This window comes from Mycolicibacterium sp. TUM20985 (assembly GCF_030295745.1).
GTDB lineage: Bacteria > Actinomycetota > Actinomycetes > Mycobacteriales > Mycobacteriaceae > Mycobacterium.
The window spans coordinates 3,215,482-3,233,154 of sequence record NZ_AP027291.1 but is presented as its reverse complement, the minus strand read 5'-3'; the positions used below and the strand labels follow the sequence as shown (position 1 = coordinate 3,233,154).

18 protein-coding genes are annotated in these 17,673 nt (G+C 67.1%); 16 read left to right on the top strand and 2 right to left on the bottom strand.

Annotation, left to right across the window (positions count from 1 at the left end; all coding sequences use genetic code 11):
- From sufC to QUE68_RS15740, 10 genes are all read left to right on the top strand, one after another.
- A complete protein-coding gene (gene sufC, locus QUE68_RS15785) occupies nucleotides 1-768 on the top strand; it encodes a Fe-S cluster assembly ATPase SufC (protein ID WP_284235852.1) in 768 nt (255 codons plus the stop codon).
- A gap of 1 nt (nucleotide 769) precedes the next feature.
- Nucleotides 770-2,068, top strand: coding sequence for a cysteine desulfurase (locus QUE68_RS15780; protein WP_284235853.1), 1,299 nt, complete (start codon nucleotides 770-772; stop codon nucleotides 2,066-2,068).
- A gap of 2 nt (nucleotides 2,069-2,070) precedes the next feature.
- Nucleotides 2,071-2,562 carry a Fe-S cluster assembly sulfur transfer protein SufU gene (gene sufU / locus QUE68_RS15775; RefSeq protein ID WP_284227019.1) on the top strand — a complete coding sequence of 164 codons (492 nt, stop codon included), beginning with the start codon at nucleotides 2,071-2,073 and terminating at the stop codon, nucleotides 2,560-2,562.
- On the top strand, nucleotides 2,534-2,887 hold the full coding sequence (locus QUE68_RS15770; RefSeq protein ID WP_284227018.1) for a metal-sulfur cluster assembly factor: 354 nt from the start codon (nucleotides 2,534-2,536) through the stop codon (nucleotides 2,885-2,887). The genes sufU and QUE68_RS15770 overlap by 29 nt, the downstream gene beginning before the upstream one ends.
- Nucleotides 2,888-2,890: 3 nt before the next feature.
- Complete coding sequence (locus QUE68_RS15765) at nucleotides 2,891-3,514, top strand: hypothetical protein (protein ID WP_284235855.1); 624 nt, start codon at nucleotides 2,891-2,893, stop codon at nucleotides 3,512-3,514.
- 52 nt (nucleotides 3,515-3,566) lie between these two features.
- Nucleotides 3,567-4,670 carry an NADH:flavin oxidoreductase gene (locus QUE68_RS15760; RefSeq protein ID WP_284235856.1) on the top strand — a complete coding sequence of 368 codons (1,104 nt, stop codon included), beginning with the start codon at nucleotides 3,567-3,569 and terminating at the stop codon, nucleotides 4,668-4,670.
- Between the two features lie 59 nt (nucleotides 4,671-4,729).
- On the top strand, nucleotides 4,730-5,095 hold the full coding sequence (trxA, locus tag QUE68_RS15755; RefSeq protein ID WP_284227015.1) for a thioredoxin: 366 nt from the start codon (nucleotides 4,730-4,732) through the stop codon (nucleotides 5,093-5,095).
- Nucleotides 5,096-5,112: 17 nt separating this feature from the next.
- Nucleotides 5,113-5,946: an enoyl-CoA hydratase gene (locus tag QUE68_RS15750; protein WP_284235858.1), complete on the top strand. Its 834-nt coding sequence runs from the start codon at nucleotides 5,113-5,115 to the stop codon at nucleotides 5,944-5,946.
- Nucleotides 5,947-5,997: 51 nt separating this feature from the next.
- On the top strand, nucleotides 5,998-7,626 hold the full coding sequence (locus QUE68_RS15745; RefSeq protein ID WP_284227013.1) for an ABC-F family ATP-binding cassette domain-containing protein: 1,629 nt from the start codon (nucleotides 5,998-6,000) through the stop codon (nucleotides 7,624-7,626).
- A 70-nt stretch (nucleotides 7,627-7,696) separates the two neighbouring features.
- The gene (locus QUE68_RS15740) at nucleotides 7,697-7,885 is read left to right on the top strand and encodes a helix-turn-helix domain-containing protein (protein ID WP_284227012.1); all 189 of its coding nucleotides are present in this window, start codon (nucleotides 7,697-7,699) and stop codon (nucleotides 7,883-7,885) included.
- Here the strand turns inward: QUE68_RS15740 and QUE68_RS15735 are convergent, their stop codons facing one another.
- Together QUE68_RS15735 and QUE68_RS15730 are read right to left on the bottom strand one after the other, a co-directional pair.
- Nucleotides 7,886-8,449, bottom strand: coding sequence for a TetR/AcrR family transcriptional regulator (locus tag QUE68_RS15735; RefSeq protein WP_284235860.1), 564 nt, complete (start codon nucleotides 8,447-8,449; stop codon nucleotides 7,886-7,888).
- A gap of 32 nt (nucleotides 8,450-8,481) precedes the next feature.
- The gene (locus QUE68_RS15730; RefSeq protein WP_284235861.1) at nucleotides 8,482-11,289 is read right to left on the bottom strand and encodes an aconitate hydratase; all 2,808 of its coding nucleotides are present in this window, start codon (nucleotides 11,287-11,289) and stop codon (nucleotides 8,482-8,484) included.
- 162 nt (nucleotides 11,290-11,451) lie between these two features.
- Here QUE68_RS15730 and QUE68_RS15725 point away from each other — a divergent pair, with 162 nt between their 5' ends.
- The 6 genes from QUE68_RS15725 to QUE68_RS15700 all read left to right on the top strand — a co-directional run bounded on the left by QUE68_RS15725 (nucleotide 11,452) and on the right by QUE68_RS15700 (nucleotide 17,628).
- Entirely contained in the window at nucleotides 11,452-12,021 is a 570-nt protein-coding gene (locus QUE68_RS15725; RefSeq protein WP_284235863.1) for an Rv1476 family membrane protein, read from the top strand.
- A gap of 217 nt (nucleotides 12,022-12,238) precedes the next feature.
- Nucleotides 12,239-13,645, top strand: coding sequence for an NlpC/P60 family peptidoglycan endopeptidase RipA (gene ripA, locus QUE68_RS15720; RefSeq protein ID WP_286274128.1), 1,407 nt, complete (start codon nucleotides 12,239-12,241; stop codon nucleotides 13,643-13,645).
- Complete coding sequence (gene ripB / locus QUE68_RS15715) at nucleotides 13,645-14,364, top strand: NlpC/P60 family peptidoglycan endopeptidase RipB (RefSeq protein ID WP_284227007.1); 720 nt, start codon at nucleotides 13,645-13,647, stop codon at nucleotides 14,362-14,364. The genes ripA and ripB overlap by 1 nt, the downstream gene beginning before the upstream one ends.
- A 126-nt stretch (nucleotides 14,365-14,490) precedes the next feature.
- Nucleotides 14,491-15,630, top strand: coding sequence for a chaperone MoxR1 (gene moxR1 / locus QUE68_RS15710; RefSeq protein WP_286274127.1), 1,140 nt, complete (start codon nucleotides 14,491-14,493; stop codon nucleotides 15,628-15,630).
- Entirely contained in the window at nucleotides 15,627-16,583 is a 957-nt protein-coding gene (locus tag QUE68_RS15705) for a DUF58 domain-containing protein (protein ID WP_284227004.1), read from the top strand. The genes moxR1 and QUE68_RS15705 overlap by 4 nt, the downstream gene beginning before the upstream one ends.
- Before the next feature lie 37 nt (nucleotides 16,584-16,620).
- Nucleotides 16,621-17,628 carry a VWA domain-containing protein gene (locus QUE68_RS15700; protein WP_284227003.1) on the top strand — a complete coding sequence of 336 codons (1,008 nt, stop codon included), beginning with the start codon at nucleotides 16,621-16,623 and terminating at the stop codon, nucleotides 17,626-17,628.
- The last annotated feature ends 45 nt before the right edge of the window (nucleotides 17,629-17,673 follow it).

Here is a 17,673-nt window from a genome sequence, read left to right as displayed (position 1 = left end):
ATGACCACATTGGAAGTCAAGGACCTGCGCGTCTCCGTCGTCAACGCCGACGGAGGCGCTGACATCGAGATCCTCAAGGGCGTGAACCTGACCGTGAAGTCGGGGGAGACCCATGCGGTGATGGGGCCCAACGGTTCCGGCAAGTCGACACTGTCCTACGCCATCGCGGGCCATCCCAAGTACACCGTCACCTCGGGGTCGATCACCCTCGACGAGCAGGACGTCCTCGAGATGACCGTCGACGAGCGCGCGCGTGCCGGGCTGTTCCTCGCCATGCAATACCCGATCGAGGTGCCCGGGGTGTCGATGTCGAACTTCCTGCGCACGGCCGCGACCGCGGTGCGCGGCGAGGCACCCAAGCTGCGGCACTGGGTCAAGGAGGTCAAGACCGCGATGAGCGATCTGGACATCGACCCGGCGTTCAGCGAGCGCAGCGTCAACGAGGGCTTCTCGGGCGGCGAGAAGAAGCGCCACGAGATCCTCCAGCTGGGCTTGCTCAAGCCGAAGATCGCCATCCTCGACGAGACCGACTCGGGTCTCGACGTCGACGCCCTTCGCGTGGTCAGCGAGGGCGTGAACCGCTACGCCGAGGCCGAGCATGCCGGCGTCCTGCTGATCACCCACTACACCCGCATCCTGCGCTACATCCAGCCGCAGTTCGTCCACGTGTTCTACGACGGTCGGATCATCGAGTCCGGCGGACCCGAGCTCGCCGACGAGCTCGAGGCCAACGGTTACGAGCGCTTCACCCAGGCGGTCGGAGCGTAACGTGACCGCTTCGGTGCGGACTGTGGACGCCACTCGACTGGCCGAGATCCGGGCGGACTTCCCGATCCTCGGTCGGCGGATGCGTGGCGGAAACCAGTTGGCCTATCTGGATTCCGGTGCGACGTCGCAGAAGCCGTCGCAGGTGCTCGATGCCGAACGACACTTCCTCACCACGTCCAACGGCTCGGTGCACCGCGGCGCTCACCAGCTGATGGAGGAGTCGACCGACGCCTATGAGCAGGGTCGCGAGGACATCGCGGCCTTCGTCGGTGCCGACGTCGACGAGTTGGTCTTCACGAAGAACGCCACCGAGTCGATCAACCTGGTCTCCTACGCGCTCGGCGATGACCGGTTCGACCGGGCCGTCGGGCCGGGTGACGTCATCGTCACCACCGAGTTGGAACACCACGCCAACCTGATCCCGTGGCAGGAGTTGGCCCGTCGCACCGGCGCGACGCTGCGCTGGTACGGGGTCACCGACGACGGCCGCATCGACCTCGATTCGCTGGCGCTCGACGAACGCGTCAAGGTCGTTGCCTTCAGTCATCATTCGAACGTCACCGGGGCGATTGCGCCGGTTCCCGAGCTGGTGTCACGCGCCAAGGCGGTCGGCGCACTGACGGTGCTCGACGCGTGCCAGTCGGTTCCGCACCAGCCCGTCGACTTCCATGCCCTCGACGTCGACTATGCCGCGTTCTCCGGTCACAAGATGTTGGGTCCCACCGGCATCGGCGTGCTGTACGGGCGCCGGGAACTGCTCGGCGGCATGCCCCCGTTCCTCACGGGCGGCTCGATGATCGAGACCGTGACCATGGAGTCCACCACCTACGCGCCTGCTCCGCAGCGGTTCGAGGCGGGTACCCCGATGACATCTCAGGTGGTCGGATTGGCCGCCGCCGCAAGGTATCTCACCGAGATCGGGATGGACGTCGTCGAAGCGCACGAGGACGAGCTGGTGTCCGCCGCGCTGGACGGGCTGTCGGGTATCGCTGGTGTCCGGATCATCGGCCCGGCCGCGGGGGAGCATCGCGGGTCGCCCGTGAGCTTCGTCGTCGACGGGGTTCACGCGCACGACGTCGGCCAGGTCCTCGACGACGAGGGCATCGCGGTTCGCGTCGGCCACCACTGTGCGTGGCCGCTGCACCGGCGGTTCGGCGTCGCGGCCACCGCGAGAGCGTCGTTCGGGGTGTACAACACCCTCGACGAGGTGGACCGGCTGGTTGCCGGCGTCGAGAGGGCCATCGAATTCTTCGATCCGGCGGGCAGGAGCGCAGCGACCCGGGGAATCGGCGGGGCGTAACCGTGCGAATGGAACAGATGTACCAGGAAGTGATCCTGGACCACTACAAGCACCCGCACCACCGCGGGCTGCGGGAGCCGTTCGGCGCACAGGTGCACCACGTCAACCCGACCTGCGGTGACGAGGTGACCCTGCGGGTCGCTCTTTCGGCGGACGGCGACACGATCGACGACATCTCGTATGACGGGCAGGGCTGCTCGATCAGCCAGGCCGCGACGTCGGTGCTGACGGATCAGCTGATCGGCCAGAGCGTGGGCGTCGCCCTCAAGACCGTGGCGGCGTTCACCGAGATGATCTCGTCGCGCGGAAACGTCGATGGTGACGAAGACGTGATCGGAGACGGGATCGCCTTCGCCGGAGTCGCCAAGTACCCCGCCCGCGTTAAGTGTGCGCTGCTGGGGTGGATGGCCTTCAAAGACGCGCTGGCACAGGCGAGTACGGAATCAGACCTACAGGAGGATGACGATGAGCGAAACTGCCGCACAGCCGGATGACGAGACGCTCGCCGATCTCGAAGAGGCAATGCGCGACGTGGTGGATCCCGAACTCGGCATCAACGTCGTCGACCTCGGACTGGTCTACGGACTGAACATCGAGGCAGGCGACGCCGGTTCCAAGGTCGCGTTGATCGACATGACGCTGACCTCGGCGGCCTGTCCGCTGACCGACGTGATCGAGGATCAGTCCAGGACCGCGCTGGTGGGCACCGGGTTGGTCAACGAGATCAAGATCAACTGGGTGTGGAATCCGCCGTGGGGCCCGGACAAGATCACCGAGGACGGCCGCGAGCAGCTCAGGGCACTCGGCTTCACGGTCTGACGGATGCGCGAAGACCTTTACGTCATCACGCGCCGCCAGCTTCGCGGCATCGCCGAGAGCTTCATCGCCGGTCCACAGCACCGCTCGGCCCGCACGGTGAAGTTGGCCGTCCGGCCAGACGGCTTCACCGGTGTGTCCATCCCCGTCGCCGTACGGGGGGCCGAACTGGTCTGGGGTGAGGACGCGGCGCCGCTGACCGGAACGGTCGGCGCACTCGTCGCAGCCACCCAGTTGGACGTCGGCCCGCCCGAGGGTGTCTACGACATCGTCGATCCGCTGTCGCCGGAAACCGTGCTCGACATCGACCCCGAAGCGGCGGACCTGATCCACCGCAGCCTGTACGCCGGTGGCTTCGCGTTGAAGGGTGCGCTGCCCAATCAGCATCCGGTGCTATGGCCGGAGCACTTCGACGTGGCGGTCACCGAGGACGAAGTCAACTACGGCGTCTCGCCGGGCGACGACTTTCACGCCCTGCCGTACGCCTACGTCGGCCCGTGGACCTCCCGTATCGGCGACTTCTGGAACGCCCCCTTTGGCGCGTTCCTGATGCTCGATCCGTCACATGACGTCGACCGCCTCGCCGCCGATATCGGCGAGTTCCTCGACCGCGGCCGGAGCGAGTTGTAATCGCCACGCGCAAAAGGGAATTGGTCGGCGACTCGTAGCGTTGCACCCCGTCATGAGCATCGAAGGCGCCGCCGAGCTGTTTCGACCGCTGACCGTGCGGTCGATGACGGTCCCCAACCGGTTCGCCATGGCGCCGATGACGCGGCAGGCATCCCCGGGTGGCGTGCCGGGCTCCGACGTCGCTGAGTACTACGCCCGCAGGGCGGCGGGTGGTGTCGGCCTCATCATCACCGAGGGCGTCCGGCTACCCGATCCCGCGGCGGGGTACCCCGAGTCGGTGCCGACCCTGGCCGGCGACGAGGTACTCGCGGGATGGCGCAGCGTGACCGGTGCCGTGCACGCCGCGGGCGCCGTGATCGCCGCCCAGCTGTGGCACCAGGGCGCCGAGCGTGGCGACGCCGATGGCGTCGCGCCCGTGAGCCCCTCGGGTGTGAATGGGTTGGGGGAGTCGACGGGGCACGCGCTGGCCGCCGATGAGCTGGCCGGTGTGGCCGATGACTTCGCCGTCGCGGCCCGCAACGCGCGCGACGCCGGCTTCGACGCCGTCGAGGTCCACGGGGCTCACGGTTACCTCCTCGATGAATTCCTCTGGGACAGAACCAATTCGCGCACCGATGGCTACGGCGGTTCATTAGCCCACCGGACGCGGTTCCCCGCTGAGGTGGTGGCCGCGATCCGCTCGGCCGTCGGCCAGGACTTCCCGATCATCTTCCGGTTCTCGCAGTGGAAGGGCACCGATTACGACGCCTCCATCGCGGGCGACCCGGCCGAGCTCCAGGAGTTGTTGGCGCCCCTCGTCGACGCCGGCGTCGACGTCTTCCATCCGTCCACGCGACGGCACTACGCCGCGGCCTTCCCGGAGGTGGATCCGGCGCTCAGCCTCGCGGGCTGGACGAAGAAGGTGACCGGCACACCGGTGATCGCGGTGGGATCGGTGGGGCTGGACACCGCCTTCCTCAGTGAAGGGCGGCGTCCGGTGATCGCACCGGCACCGCCGGACCGGGTGATCGCGCAGTTCGAGGCGGGCGAGTTCGACGTCGTCGCGATCGGCCGCGCCCTGCTGGCTGACCCGGCCTGGGTGAACAGGCTGCGCGACGACACGCTCGACCGGTTCAATGGGTACGACGCGGCATCCGCGTTGAGCACATTGCGCTGACGGTTTGGCGTTGACCGCCTAGTGGGAACAAGCAGCTGGAACACGACGTTGGGAGATACGTGAGTACGCAGGACATCACCACCGAACAATTCAACGACACCATCACCGACAACGAGATCGTGCTCGTCGATTTCTGGGCCGAATGGTGTGGGCCGTGTCGCGCCTTCGCGCCGACCTACGCTGCGTCGTCGGACAAGCATCCCGATGTGGTGCATGCGAAGGTCGACACGGAGGCCGAACAGGGTCTGGCCGCGGCCGCGGAGATCCAGGCGATTCCCACGCTGATGGCCTTCAAGAAGGGCCACATGGTGTTTCGGCATTCCGGGATGCTGCCGGCGAAGGACCTCGAAGAGGTCATCGATCAGATCAAGGCCCTCGACGTCGAGGCCGCCATCGCGGAGCAGGCCAAAGCCGAAGAGGTCTAGCCGCTGCACGCGATAGCGTGCAGTCCGTGACCGAGCAGACCGAAGCCCTCGTCCTCGTCGACCACCCGCAGCCCCACGTCGCGCTGGTGACTCTGAACAGGCCCGAGCGGATGAACTCCATGGCGTTCGACGTGATGGTTCCCCTGAAGCGGGCCCTGGACGAACTGACGCACGACAACGACGTCCGTGTAGTGGTGCTGACCGGTGCGGGCCGGGGGTTCTCGTCGGGAGCCGATCACAAGTCGGCCGGCTCCGTCCCGCACGTGGCCGGACTGACCCGCCCGTCGTTCGCGCTGCGGTCGATGGAGGTGCTCGACGACGTGATCCTCGCCATACGCAAGATGCACCAACCCGTCATCGCCGCGGTCAACGGCGCGGCCATCGGCGGAGGTCTGTGTCTCGCGCTGGCCTGCGACATTCGAGTCGCCGCGACGGCAGCCTACTTCCGGGCCGCGGGGATCAACAACGGGCTGACGGCCAGCGAGCTGGGGCTGTCGTACCTGTTGCCCAAGGCAATTGGTACTTCCCGGGCGTTCGAGCTGATGCTGACCGGGCGAGACGTCGACGCCGAAGAGGCTGAGCGGATCGGCCTCGTATCGCGGTCCGTCGTCGGAGACGCGCTGCTCGACACCTGTTATGAGATGGCCGCACGCATCGCCGCGTACTCGCGGCCCGGTATCGAGTTGACCAAGCGCACGCTCTGGAGTGGACTGGAAGCCGGTAGCCTAGAGGGTCACATGCAGGCTGAAGGTCTGGGCCAACTCTACGTGCGCCTGCTCACCGCCAACTTCGAGGAAGCGGTAGCTGCACGCGCGGAGAAGCGGTCCCCGGTCTTCACCGACGACCGCTAGCGCTGAGTCGCCTGCCACCGACGACGAGTAAGACGAAAGTAGGAGTACAGCGTGATCACCGCAACGGACCTCGAGGTCCGCGCTGGCGCGCGTACGCTGCTGTCCATCGAAGGCGCCGCCCTTCGGATCCAGCCGGGTGACCGGATCGGACTCGTCGGCCGCAACGGCGCAGGCAAGACCACCACGATGCGCATCCTCGCCGGCGAGGGCGAACCCTACGCGGGCACGATCGGCCGCACCGGTGAAATCGGTTACCTGCCACAGGATCCCAGAGAGGGAGACCTGGACATGCTGGCCCGCGACCGGGTTCTCTCGGCGCGCGGCCTCGACACGCTGCTCTCCGATCTGGAGAAGCAGCAGGCGATCATGGCGGAGGTCGCCGACGACGCCGCGATGGACAAGGCGGTCAGGCGGTACGGGGAGCTCGAAGAGCGGTTCGCGGCCCTGGGTGGATACGCGGCCGAGAGCGAGGCGGGCCGGATCTGTGCGAGCCTCGGCCTGCCGGAGCGCGTTCTCACCCAGCCCTTGCGGACGTTGTCCGGTGGCCAGCGCCGTCGAGTCGAATTGTCTCGCATCCTGTTCGCGGCCTCAGATACCGGGTCGGGGTCGGATACCACGCTGCTGCTCGACGAGCCCACCAACCACCTCGACGCCGACTCGATCGGGTGGCTCCGCACCTTTCTGCAGAGCCACACCGGTGGCCTCGTCGTGATCAGTCACGACGTGAGTCTGCTCGCCGACGTCGTCAATCGGGTCTGGTTCCTCGACGCCGTCCGCGGTGAGGCCGACGTCTACAACATGGGCTGGCAGAAGTACCTCGACGCCAGGTCCACCGACGAACAGCGCCGCCGCCGGGAGCGGGCCAACGCCGAGAAGAAGGCTTCCGCCCTTCGCACCCAGGCGGCGAAGATGGGCGCCAAGGCCACCAAGGCCGTCGCCGCGCAGAACATGCTGCGCCGTGCCGAGCGCATGATCGCCGAACTCGATGACGAGCGGGTGGCCGACAAGGTCGCCAAGATCAGGTTCCCCACGCCTGCGGTCTGCGGTCGCACGCCGCTGGTCGGCAAGGGCCTGACCAAGACCTACGGCTCATTGGAGATCTTCACCGGCGTGGACCTGGCGATCGACAAGGGATCCCGGGTGGTGGTTCTCGGACTGAACGGCGCGGGCAAGACCACGCTGCTGCGGATCCTGGCCGGCGCCGAAGCCGCCGATGCCGGTGTGATCGAACCGGGCCACGGGCTCAAGCTGGGGTACTTCGCGCAGGAGCACGACACGATCGACGGTCTCGCCTCGGTGTGGGAGAACATCCGACACGCCGCACCCGACACCGGCGACCAGGACCTGCGAAGTCTGCTCGGCGCGTTCATGTTCACGGGACCGCAGCTCGACCAGCCCGCGGGCACCCTCTCGGGCGGCGAGAAGACCCGACTGGCCCTGGCCGGACTGGTCGCCTCGACGGCGAACGTCCTGCTGCTCGACGAGCCGACCAACAACCTCGATCCCGCGTCGCGCGAACAGGTGCTGGACGCGTTGCGCAGCTACGTCGGCGCGGTCGTGCTGGTGACCCACGATCCCGGGGCAGCCGAAGCACTCGATCCCCAGCGGGTGGTGCTGTTGCCGGACGGCACGGAGGACTACTGGTCCGACGACTATCGAGACCTCATCGAACTTGCCTGATTTTCCAAGGTGATTGAAATCTTTCCGGGCCGGGTACGTGAAATTTACTCGGAAAGTGGGGAGAAATCACATGCGGGAACTGGAGAAGTCCAGGGACGAATTGCTCGGCGAACTGCGCAGCGCCTATGAACAGGGTGCGAGCATACGAACGCTGGTGGCAACGACTGGGAAGTCGTACGGCTCCATCCACAGCATGTTGCGCGAGTCAGGTACGACGATGCGCAGCCGCGGTGGACCAAACCACCGTCGGCGACACTAGTCACTGCTGGCGAACGGATGCCTCGACCACATCGAGCACCGCGCTGAGCCTCGCCGGGTCGTCGCCGGATGCAAGTCTGGCGACGAGCCCGTCGAGCACCAGGTCCAGGTAGGTGTGTAGCACGTCGCTCGGTACGTCGTCGCGTAGTCGGCCCGCTTCCTTCTGCCGTTGCAACCGTGCTGTCGTAGCGTCGGACAACTCCGTTGCGCGATCCGCCCAACCGTCGCGAAACTCCGGATCGTTTCGCAGTTTTCGCGCGATCTCGAGCCGCGTCGTGAGCCAGTCGAATTGCTCCGGCGCCGCCAGCAGGTCCCGCATCACCTGAATCAGCCCCTCACGGGACGCCACCTCCGCCATTCTCTCGGCGTCCTCACGGGCCAGCTCGAAGAACAACGTGTCCTTGTCGCGAAAGTGGTGGAAGATCGCGCCGCGCGACAGCCCGATGGTCTGTTCGAGCCGCCGCACGGTCGCGCTCTCGTATCCGTACTGTGCAAAGCACCGCCGAGCGCCGTCGAGGATCTGGCGACGGCGGGCCGCCAGATGGTCGTCGGTCACCCGTGGCAACGCAAGCGCCTATCTCGTCCTGGCCTCGTGTCCTACTGCGTCTTCAGCATGTTGCGCAGGACGTATTGCAGGATGCCGCCGTTGCGGTAGTAATCGGCCTCGCCCGGGGTATCGATGCGCACCACGGCATCGAATTCGACCTTCGACCCGTCCTGCTTGGTGGCGGTGACGTGCATGGTCTTGGGCGTCTTGCCGTCGTTCAACGCGGTGATGCCCGTGATGTCGAACGTCTCGGTCCCGTCGAGCTTGAGTGACGCTGCCGATTCCCCCGCGGGGAACTGCAGCGGCACGACGCCCATGCCGATCAGGTTGGACCGGTGGATCCGCTCGAACGACTCGGTGATCACGGCGCGGACGCCGAGCAGGCTGGTGCCCTTGGCCGCCCAGTCGCGCGAGGACCCCGAGCCGTACTCCTTGCCACCCAGCACCACCAGCGGAATGCCTTGCGCCGCATAGTTCTGTGCGGCGTCGTAGATGAACGCCTGCGGACCGCCATCCTGAGTGAAGTCGCGGGTGTAGCCGCCCGACACGTCGTCGAGCAGTTGGTTCTTGAGCCGGATGTTGGCGAAGGTGCCGCGGATCATCACTTCGTGGTTGCCGCGCCGCGAGCCGTAGGAGTTGTAATCTGCGCGATCGACGCCGTTCTCCTCGAGGTACTGCGCGGCAGGTGTGCCCGCCTTGATGTTGCCCGCCGGCGAGATGTGGTCGGTTGTGACCGAATCGCCGAGCAGCGCAAGCACTCTGGCACCCGAGATGTCCGTCACCGGCTGGGGGTCGGCGGGCATGCCCTCGAAGTACGGTGGCTTGCGCACGTACGTCGAGTTCGGGTCCCAGTCGAACGTCTTGCCCTCGGGCGTGGGCAGGTTGCGCCAGCGCTCGTCACCCTTGAACACGTCGGCGTAGCTGTCGGTGAACATCTTCCGGTCGATCGACGAGGCGATGACGTCGGAGATCTCCTTGGACGAGGGCCAGATGTCCTTGAGGAAGACGTCGTTCCCTTCGGTGTCCTGACCCAACGGGTCGGCCTCGAAGTCGAAGTCCATGGTGCCCGCGAGCGCGTAGGCGATGACCAGCGGCGGGGAGGCCAGGTAGTTCATCTTCACGTCGGGGGAGATGCGGCCCTCGAAGTTGCGGTTGCCCGAGAGCACCGCGGTGACCGAGAGGTCGTTGTCGTTGATGGCCGCGGAGATGGCCTCGGGCAGCGGCCCGGTGTTGCCGATGCAGGTCGTGCAGCCGTAACCGACCAGGAAGAAGCCCAGCTTCTCGAGGTACGGCCAGACGCCCGCCCTGTCGTAGTAGTCGCTGACCACCTGCGATCCCGGTGCCATCGACGTCTTGACCCACGGCTTCGAGGTCAGCCCCTTCTCGACGGCGTTGCGGGCCAGCAGCGCGGCACCCAACATGACCGAGGGGTTGGAGGTGTTGGTGCACGACGTGATCGCCGCGACGACGACGGCGCCGTGATCGAGGACGAACTCGCCCTGCTCGTCCGACTTGACCGTGACGGGCTTGGTGGGCCGCCCCTCCGCACCGTTGGCAGCGGAGTACCGGAAGTCTCCTTCCCCGTCGTCGGCGAAGGACAGGGATACGGGATCGCTGGCCGGGAACGACTCGTCGACGGCCTCGTCGAGCTTGGTCTCCGGTGCCGGGTGGTTCTCGCCGACGTAGTTGTGGATGTCCTTGCGGAAGGCGTTCTTCGCGTCGGAGAGCTCGATCCGGTCCTGCGGTCGCTTCGGGCCGGCGATCGACGGCACCACGTCCCCGAGGTTTAGCTCGAGGTACTCCGAGAAGGCAGGTTCCTTGTCGGCGTCGTGCCACATGCCCTGGGCCTTGGCGTAGGCCTCGACGAGCGCCAGCTGCTCCTCGGTCCGGCCGGTGAGCCGCAGGTAGTCCACAGTCACCGAGTCGATCGGGAAGATGGCTGCGGTGGAGCCGAACTCGGGGCTCATGTTGCCCAGCGTCGCGCGATTGGCCAGCGGCACCTCGGCGACACCCGCGCCGTAGAACTCCACGAACTTGCCGACCACGCCGTGCTTGCGCAGCATGTCGGTCACCGTGAGCACCACGTCGGTTGCGGTGACGCCCGGCTTGATCTCGCCGGTCAGCTTGAAGCCGACGACGCGGGGGATGAGCATGGAGACGGGCTGGCCGAGCATGGCGGCCTCGGCCTCGATGCCGCCCACACCCCAGCCCAGCACGCCCAGTCCGTTGACCATCGTGGTGTGGCTGTCGGTGCCCACGCACGTGTCGGGGTACGCGACCCCATCCCTGACCATGACCGTGCGGGCCAGGTATTCGATGTTCACCTGGTGCACGATTCCGGTGCCCGGGGGTACGACGCTGAAGTCGTCGAAGGCTCCCTGGCCCCACCGCAGGAACTGGTAGCGCTCGCCGTTGCGCGAGTACTCGATGTCGACGTTGCGCTCGAAGGCGTCGCGCCTGCCGAAGACGTCGACGATCACCGAGTGGTCGATCACCATCTCGGCCGGAGCCAGCGGGTTGACCTTGTGGGGGTCACCCCCGAGTTCGCCGACCGCCTCGCGCATGGTCGCGAGGTCGACGATGCAGGGCACGCCGGTGAAGTCCTGCATGATCACCCGGGCCGGGGTGAACTGGATCTCGATGCTCGGGTCGGCCTCGGGATCCCAGTTGGCGATGGCTTCGATGTGGTCCTTGGTGATGTTGGCGCCGTCCTCGGTGCGCAACAGGTTCTCCGCGAGCACCTTGAGGCTGTACGGAAGCTTCTCGGTTCCGGGTACCGCGTCGAGGCGGTAGATCTCGTAGGCTTCGTCCCCCACGTTCAACGTGTCGCGGGCTCCAAACGAATTAGCGCTGGTCACATCAACTCCCGGCTCGATCTTCGCCGTGACGGGCTGTGTCTCGGCGGTACGGATTCCAACAGTACGCTTGTCCTGTAAGGCACATCGGCGCGGGGCCCAGTCTTCTCCTCATCCGGGCGTGCTGCCAGCCCATCGGCCCCTGTTGGCGGTAACCTCTGGCACGTGACGACTCCGCAGGTGCCGCTGTACATCCCGTCGCAGGTGTGCTCGACCGTCGGGAAGGATCCGGTCGCGACGCCACCGGACGCGTGCATGGACCTGGTTCAGGCCGATCTCCGCGGTGACGGCGTCAGCGCACCTGACGTCCCCGCCAATGCCGGGCTCGCCCAGGTGGTCGCCGACGCGAAGCAGAAGGGGATCGACCTCAAGATCGTCGTCCTCGACCAGAACCCGGCGATCGACACCCCGCTACGAGACATCGCCACCGAAGTCGGCCGGGAGCACCCCGGGTCGACGGTGCTGGTCTTGAGTCCGTCCTTCGCGGGCACCTACAGCCCGACCTTCGATCGCGTCACCCTGGAGGCGGGGCAGGACATCGCGAAGGTGAGCGGTACGCCCGTGGTCGCTTCTCAGAATTTCGTGACCGAATTGACGACATCGCATTTCCCGTGGACGCCATTCACTCTGCTTCTCGTCGTCGGCGTCGCCGCGGCGGCTATCGGCACGCGGATGTTGCAGGTCCGGGCGCGAAAGACGAACGACGCCGAAAAGCCTGTGGCGGCGGACAACTGAACTTTCGGTGGTATTTCATTTCGTCGAAAGTCACCATTCGATAACAACGTTTCAATTACAACAATGTAATTTCTTTCTGGCGTTTCCTCGACGCTTTTTGTGACGTACGGTGCAGAAGGCACCCGGTGTTGCAGTTGTGATCTACGTGACTTCTGTGACTCGGGGGCTCGACGAACGTGCAGCACGTTCGCGTTCAGCCTGAGGAGACCGGAGTCCGATGAGACGCACCCTTCGCGCCTCGCTTGCGGGTTCGCTCGCATGTGGTGTTCTCGCCGCGTCCGCGTTCACCCACGGGGTGGGAGTCGCGACCGCCGAGCCCGTGGATTCCGGGAGCATCGCCGGCCTCGTCGCCGCGGTCGCCAACGCGGATCAGAAGCTGCAGGAACTGGGTGCGGGCATCCAGGCCGAGCAGGAGAGCGTCAACAAGGCGATCGTCGACGTGCAGACCGCGCGCGACGATGCCGCTGCCGCGCAGGGTGAGGTCGACGCCAGCCAGACGGCCCTCGACGACGCCAATGCCGCCATCGCCGCGGCGCAGCGGCGGTTCGACACGTTCGCCGCATCGACCTACATGAACGGCCCGTCGGCGTCCTACGTGACGGCCAAGGACCCGGCGGACATCCTCGACACCGCCGCCACCGGTCAGACCCTCAACGCCAGCACGCAGCAGGTGATCTCCTCCCTGCAGCGCGCGCGCATCGACCAGGTGAACCAGGACTCCGCAGCCCGACTGGCCAAGCAGCGGGCCGACCAGGCCGTGGTTGACGCGCAGTCCAGTCAGGATGCCGCCGTCGCCTCGCTGACCTCCGCGCAGCAGACGTTCGCCGGTCAGCAGGCCGAGCTCGACGGGCTGATCGCCGACCGGTCCGCCGCCGAGGCGAAGCTCGCCGCGGCCAGGAACGTCTCGGCACCCATCACCAAGACGGTCGCGAAGGTGACGCCGTCGGCAACGCCCGCCGCTGCGGCCGTTCCGTCGAACGACTGGGACCGCGATCCCGCCACCGCCGCGCCTGCCAACTCGCAGTGGGATCTCACGCTCCCCGCGATCCCGAGCGCGTTCGTCGGCGGTGACCCGGTGGCGATCATCAACACGATCCTCGGGATTGCCACGTCATCCGCCCAGGCCACCCAGGAGATGGGGCGCAGCTTCCTGCAGAAGCTCGGGATTCTGCCCACACCAACGGGTTACACCAACGATGGGGCGATACCGAGGGTCTACGGTCAGCAGGCCGCGGAGTACGCCATCAAACGGGCCGGGTCGCAGATGGGCGTGCCGTACTCGTGGGGCGGTGGCAACGCGGCAGGGCCGAGCCGCGGCATCGACTCCGGAGCAGGCACCACTGGCTTCGACTGCTCCGGCCTGATCCTCTACGCGTTCGCCGGGGTCGGCATCAAGTTGCCGCACTACTCGGGTGCCCAGTACGACATGGGCCGCAAGATCCCGTCGTCGCAGATGCGCCGTGGCGACGTCATCTTCTACGGGCCGGGGGGCAGCCAGCACGTCTCCCTGTACCTCGGCAACGGCCAGATGCTCGAGGCGCCGTACACGGGTTCCACCGTCAAGGTGTCGCCCGTCCGCACCAGCGGCATGACGCCGTACGTCGTCCGCTACATCGAATACTGATGGTGGTTGTCTTGCCCTCGAAGTTCCTTCGCCGCGCCTTGCTGCTCGCGGTCACGCTGGCCATCACGTTGGCTGCGTCTCTCGCCCCCGGAACCGCCGCCCTCGCCTTGGCCGAACCCGGTGACGGGGCGTGGGATCCGACGCTGCCGCAACGGCCGAGTTCCGGTGCACCGGGAGACCCCGTCGCGATCGCCAACGCGTCCTTCCAGGCAAGCGCGATCGCGTTGCAGACCACGCAGAGCCTCGGGCGGCAGTTCCTGTCGAGCATCGGTCTTGGCGGTAGCGCGCCTGCGGCGGCCAGCGGTCGGGTGCGCGGGCCCCAAGCCATCGAGTACGTGATTCAGCGGGCCGGCTCGCAAAGGGGCGTGCCCTACTCGTGGGGCGGCGGCGCGCTCAACGGGCCCAGCGAGGGTGTCGACTACGACGCGGGCAAGGTCGGCTACGACTGCTCCGGCTTCACCCGGTACGCGTTCGCCGGCGTCGGCGTGCCGATCCCCAAGTACTCGGGTGACCAGTACACCTCCGGGAGGCCCATCGCACCGTCGCAGGCCAAGCGGGGCGATCTGATCTTCTACGGGCCGGGAGGCAGCCAGCACGTGGCGATCTTCCTCGGCGGCGGCAAGATGCTCGAGGCGTCGGGCAGTGCCGAGAAGGTCACCGTCAGCCCGGTGCGGACCTCGGGTATGTCACCCCATCTGGTGCGGTTCATCGAGTCCTGATCTGGACCGCCTCCCGGCAGGGCACGTCGACGGATCACGAAGTGCCTGGAATAGTTGACGACGAGCGTCCGCCGAGTGGCTCTGGCGCCACTTGACCGAGCACGACAGAACACGTGGAGGAACTGAATGACGTCACCGAGTGGGCCGCCGCAGGGCGCTGGCGGTTTCCCCGGGCAACCCCCGGCGCAGGGGTTTGCGCAGGGCGGCCCCCAGCAGCCACCGTCGGTGAACGGCGGCCTGCAGAACGAGGTCCACACCCTCGAGCGGGCCATCTTCGAGGTCAAGCGGATCATCGTCGGCCAGGACCTGCTGGTCGAGCGCATGCTCGTCGGGCTGCTCGCGAAGGGCCACGTGCTCCTCGAAGGCGTGCCCGGCGTGGCCAAGACCCTCGCCGTGGAGACGTTCGCCAAGGTCGTCGGCGGTACGTTCGCGCGCATCCAATTCACCCCGGACCTGGTGCCGACCGACATCGTCGGTACCCGCATCTACCGGGTGGGAAAGGAAGAGTTCGACATCGAGCTGGGGCCGGTGATGGTGAACTTCCTGCTCGCCGACGAGATCAACCGCGCGCCCGCCAAGGTGCAGTCGGCACTCCTCGAGGTGATGGCCGAGCGGAAGGTGTCGCTCGGTGGCAAGACCTTCCCGCTGCCCAGCCCGTTCCTGGTCATGGCCACGCAGAACCCGATCGAGCAGGAGGGTGTCTACTCCCTGCCCGAGGCACAGCGCGACCGGTTCCTGTTCAAGCTGAACGTGGACTACCCGACGCCGGAGGAAGAGCGCGAGATCATCTATCGGATGGGCGTCACCCCGCCGCAGCCGAAGCAGATCCTGAACACCGGTGATCTCCTGCGGCTGCAGGACGTCGCGGCGGGCATCTTCGTCCACCACGCGCTGGTTGACTACGTCGTGCGCATCGTGACCGCCACCCGCGAACCCGAGAAGTTCGGCATGCCCGACGCCAAGTCCTGGATCGCCTACGGCGCCTCGCCCCGCGCCTCCCTCGGCATCATCGCCGCGTCCCGGGCCCTGGCCCTGGTGCGTGGCCGCGACTACGTCATTCCGCAGGACGTCGTCGAGGTCATCCCCGACGTGCTCCGGCACCGCCTGGTCCTGACCTACGACGCGCTGGCCGATGAGGTGTCCGCGGAGACGGTGATCAACCGGATCATGCAGACCGTGGCCCTGCCGCAGGTGAATGCCATTCCGCAGCAAGGACATTCGGCAGCACCCGCCATGCCCGCCCCGGCAGCGGCCGGCGGTCGATGACCCGTCCGACTGGGGGTCCGAACTCCCGGGTGGACCTGCCGTCGCTCCAACGCGGTCAGATCCGGGATCCCGAGCTCTCGGCCGCACTCCGCAAACTGGAGCTGACGGTCCGCCGCAAGCTCGACGGGGTGCTGCACGGCGATCACCAGGGATTGGTGCCCGGCCCCGGCTCCGAGCCCGGTGACTCCCGGATCTATCAGCCCGGGGACGACGTACGCCGGATGGACTGGTCGGTGACCGCACGCACCACCACGCCGCACGTCCGGCAGATGATCGCCGATCGCGAGCTCGAGACGTGGCTCGTCGTGGACGTCTCGGCGAGCCTCGACTTCGGCACCGCGGGCTGTGAGAAGCGCGATCTCGCCGTGGCGGCCGCGGCGTCCATCGCGTTCCTCAACAGCGGGGGCGGCAACCGCCTCGGTGCGGTGATCACCAACGGCGATAGCACCAGGCGGGTGCCTGCGCTCAGCGGTCGAGTCCACGAGCACGAGCTGCTCCGGGCGATCGCCACCATGCCGCGCGCGCCGCTCGGCGTCCGCGGTGACCTGGCCGTCGCCATCGATGCGCTGCGCAGGCCAGAACGGCGCCGTGGCATGGCGGTGATCATCAGCGACTTCCTCGGTCCCATCAATTGGATGCGGCCGCTGCGGGCAATCGCCGGCCGGCACGAGGTGCTGGGCATCGAGGTCATCGATCCGCGCGACGTCGAACTGCCCGACGTCGGCGACGTCATCCTGCAGGACACCGAGTCCGGGGTCACGCGTGAGTTCACCATCGACGCGCAACTGCGAGCCGACTTCGCCAAGGCTTCCGACGCCCATCGCGCCGACGTGGCCCGGACCCTGCGCCGGTGCAACGCGCCGCTGCTGACCCTGCGCACCGACCGGGACTGGATCGCCGACGTGGTGCGATTCGTGGCCAACCGACGCCGGGGAGCCCTCGCGTCCCGATGAGCGCTCGCGGACCGATTACTGAAATGGCAACTGCTACATGATATTACCGATCTTTGGGCCGATGAGCCTGTCGGGATTCAAGAACCCGTGGTTCTTCTTGTTCCTCCTCGTCGTCGCCGGCCTGGTAGCGCTGTACGTCATCGTGCAACGGGCCCGGCAGAAGCGGATGCTGCGCTTTGCCAACATGGAGCTGCTCGAGAGCGTGGCGCCCAAGCGTCCCGCGCGCTGGCGGCATCTGTCGGCGGTCCTCATGGTGCTGTCCCTGGTGCTCTTCACCGTGGCGATGGCGGGCCCCACCAACGACGTCCGGATTCCGCGCAACCGGGCGGTGGTGATGCTGGTGATCGACGTCTCGCAGTCCATGCGCGCCACCGACGTCGCACCGAGCCGGTTGGCCGCTGCCCAGGAAGCCGCCAAGCAGTTCGCCGACCAGCTGACGCCAGGGATCAACCTCGGCCTGATCGCGTATGCCGGTACCGCGACGGTGCTGGTATCACCGACGACCAACCGCGACGCCACCAAGGCCGCGATCGACAAGCTGCAACTGGCCGACCGCACCGCGACCGGGGAGGGCATCTTCACGGCCCTGCAGGCCATCGCCACGGTCGGCGCGGTGATCGGCGGCGGTGACGAACCACCGCCGGCCCGCATCGTGCTGATGTCGGACGGCAAGGAGACGGTGCCGTCGAACCCGGACAACCCGAAGGGCGCCTACACCGCCGCCCGGACGGCAGACGACCAGGGCGTCCCGATCTCGACGGTGTCGTTCGGAACGAAGTACGGCTACGTCGAGATCCAGGACCAGCGCCAGCCAGTGCCCGTCGACGACGAGATGCTGCAGAAGATCGCCGAGCTGTCGGGCGGCAACGCCTACACCGCGTCGAGTCTGGAACAGCTCAAGGCCGTCTTCACCAGCCTCCAGGAGCAGATCGGCTACGAGACCATCAAGGGCGATGCCAGTGTGGGATGGCTCAGGCTCGGCTCCCTGGTGCTCGCGCTGGCGGCACTGGCCGCGCTGCTGATCAACCGCCGGCTGCCCGGTTGACCGGCCCGGCCGATTTCGGCCGGAGAACTGCGAGGCGATAGGTTG

Bases quoted from the DNA above. Each gene is read 5' to 3' on its own strand.
- sufC (WP_284235852.1), top strand. From the start codon at position 1: ATGACCACATTGGAAGTCAAGGACCTGCGCGTCTCCGTCGTCAACGCC.
- QUE68_RS15770 (WP_284227018.1), top strand. From the start codon at position 2,534: ATGAGCGAAACTGCCGCACAGCCGGATGACGAGACGCTCGCCGATCTC.
- QUE68_RS15765 (WP_284235855.1), top strand. From the start codon at position 2,891: ATGCGCGAAGACCTTTACGTCATCACGCGCCGCCAGCTTCGCGGCATC.
- QUE68_RS15760 (WP_284235856.1), top strand. From the start codon at position 3,567: ATGAGCATCGAAGGCGCCGCCGAGCTGTTTCGACCGCTGACCGTGCGG.
- QUE68_RS15740 (WP_284227012.1), top strand. From the start codon at position 7,697: ATGCGGGAACTGGAGAAGTCCAGGGACGAATTGCTCGGCGAACTGCGC.
- ripA (WP_286274128.1), top strand. From the start codon at position 12,239: ATGAGACGCACCCTTCGCGCCTCGCTTGCGGGTTCGCTCGCATGTGGT.
- ripB (WP_284227007.1), top strand. From the start codon at position 13,645: ATGGTGGTTGTCTTGCCCTCGAAGTTCCTTCGCCGCGCCTTGCTGCTC.
- moxR1 (WP_286274127.1), top strand. From the start codon at position 14,491: ATGACGTCACCGAGTGGGCCGCCGCAGGGCGCTGGCGGTTTCCCCGGG.
- QUE68_RS15705 (WP_284227004.1), top strand. From the start codon at position 15,627: ATGACCCGTCCGACTGGGGGTCCGAACTCCCGGGTGGACCTGCCGTCG.
- QUE68_RS15700 (WP_284227003.1), top strand. From the start codon at position 16,621: ATGATATTACCGATCTTTGGGCCGATGAGCCTGTCGGGATTCAAGAAC.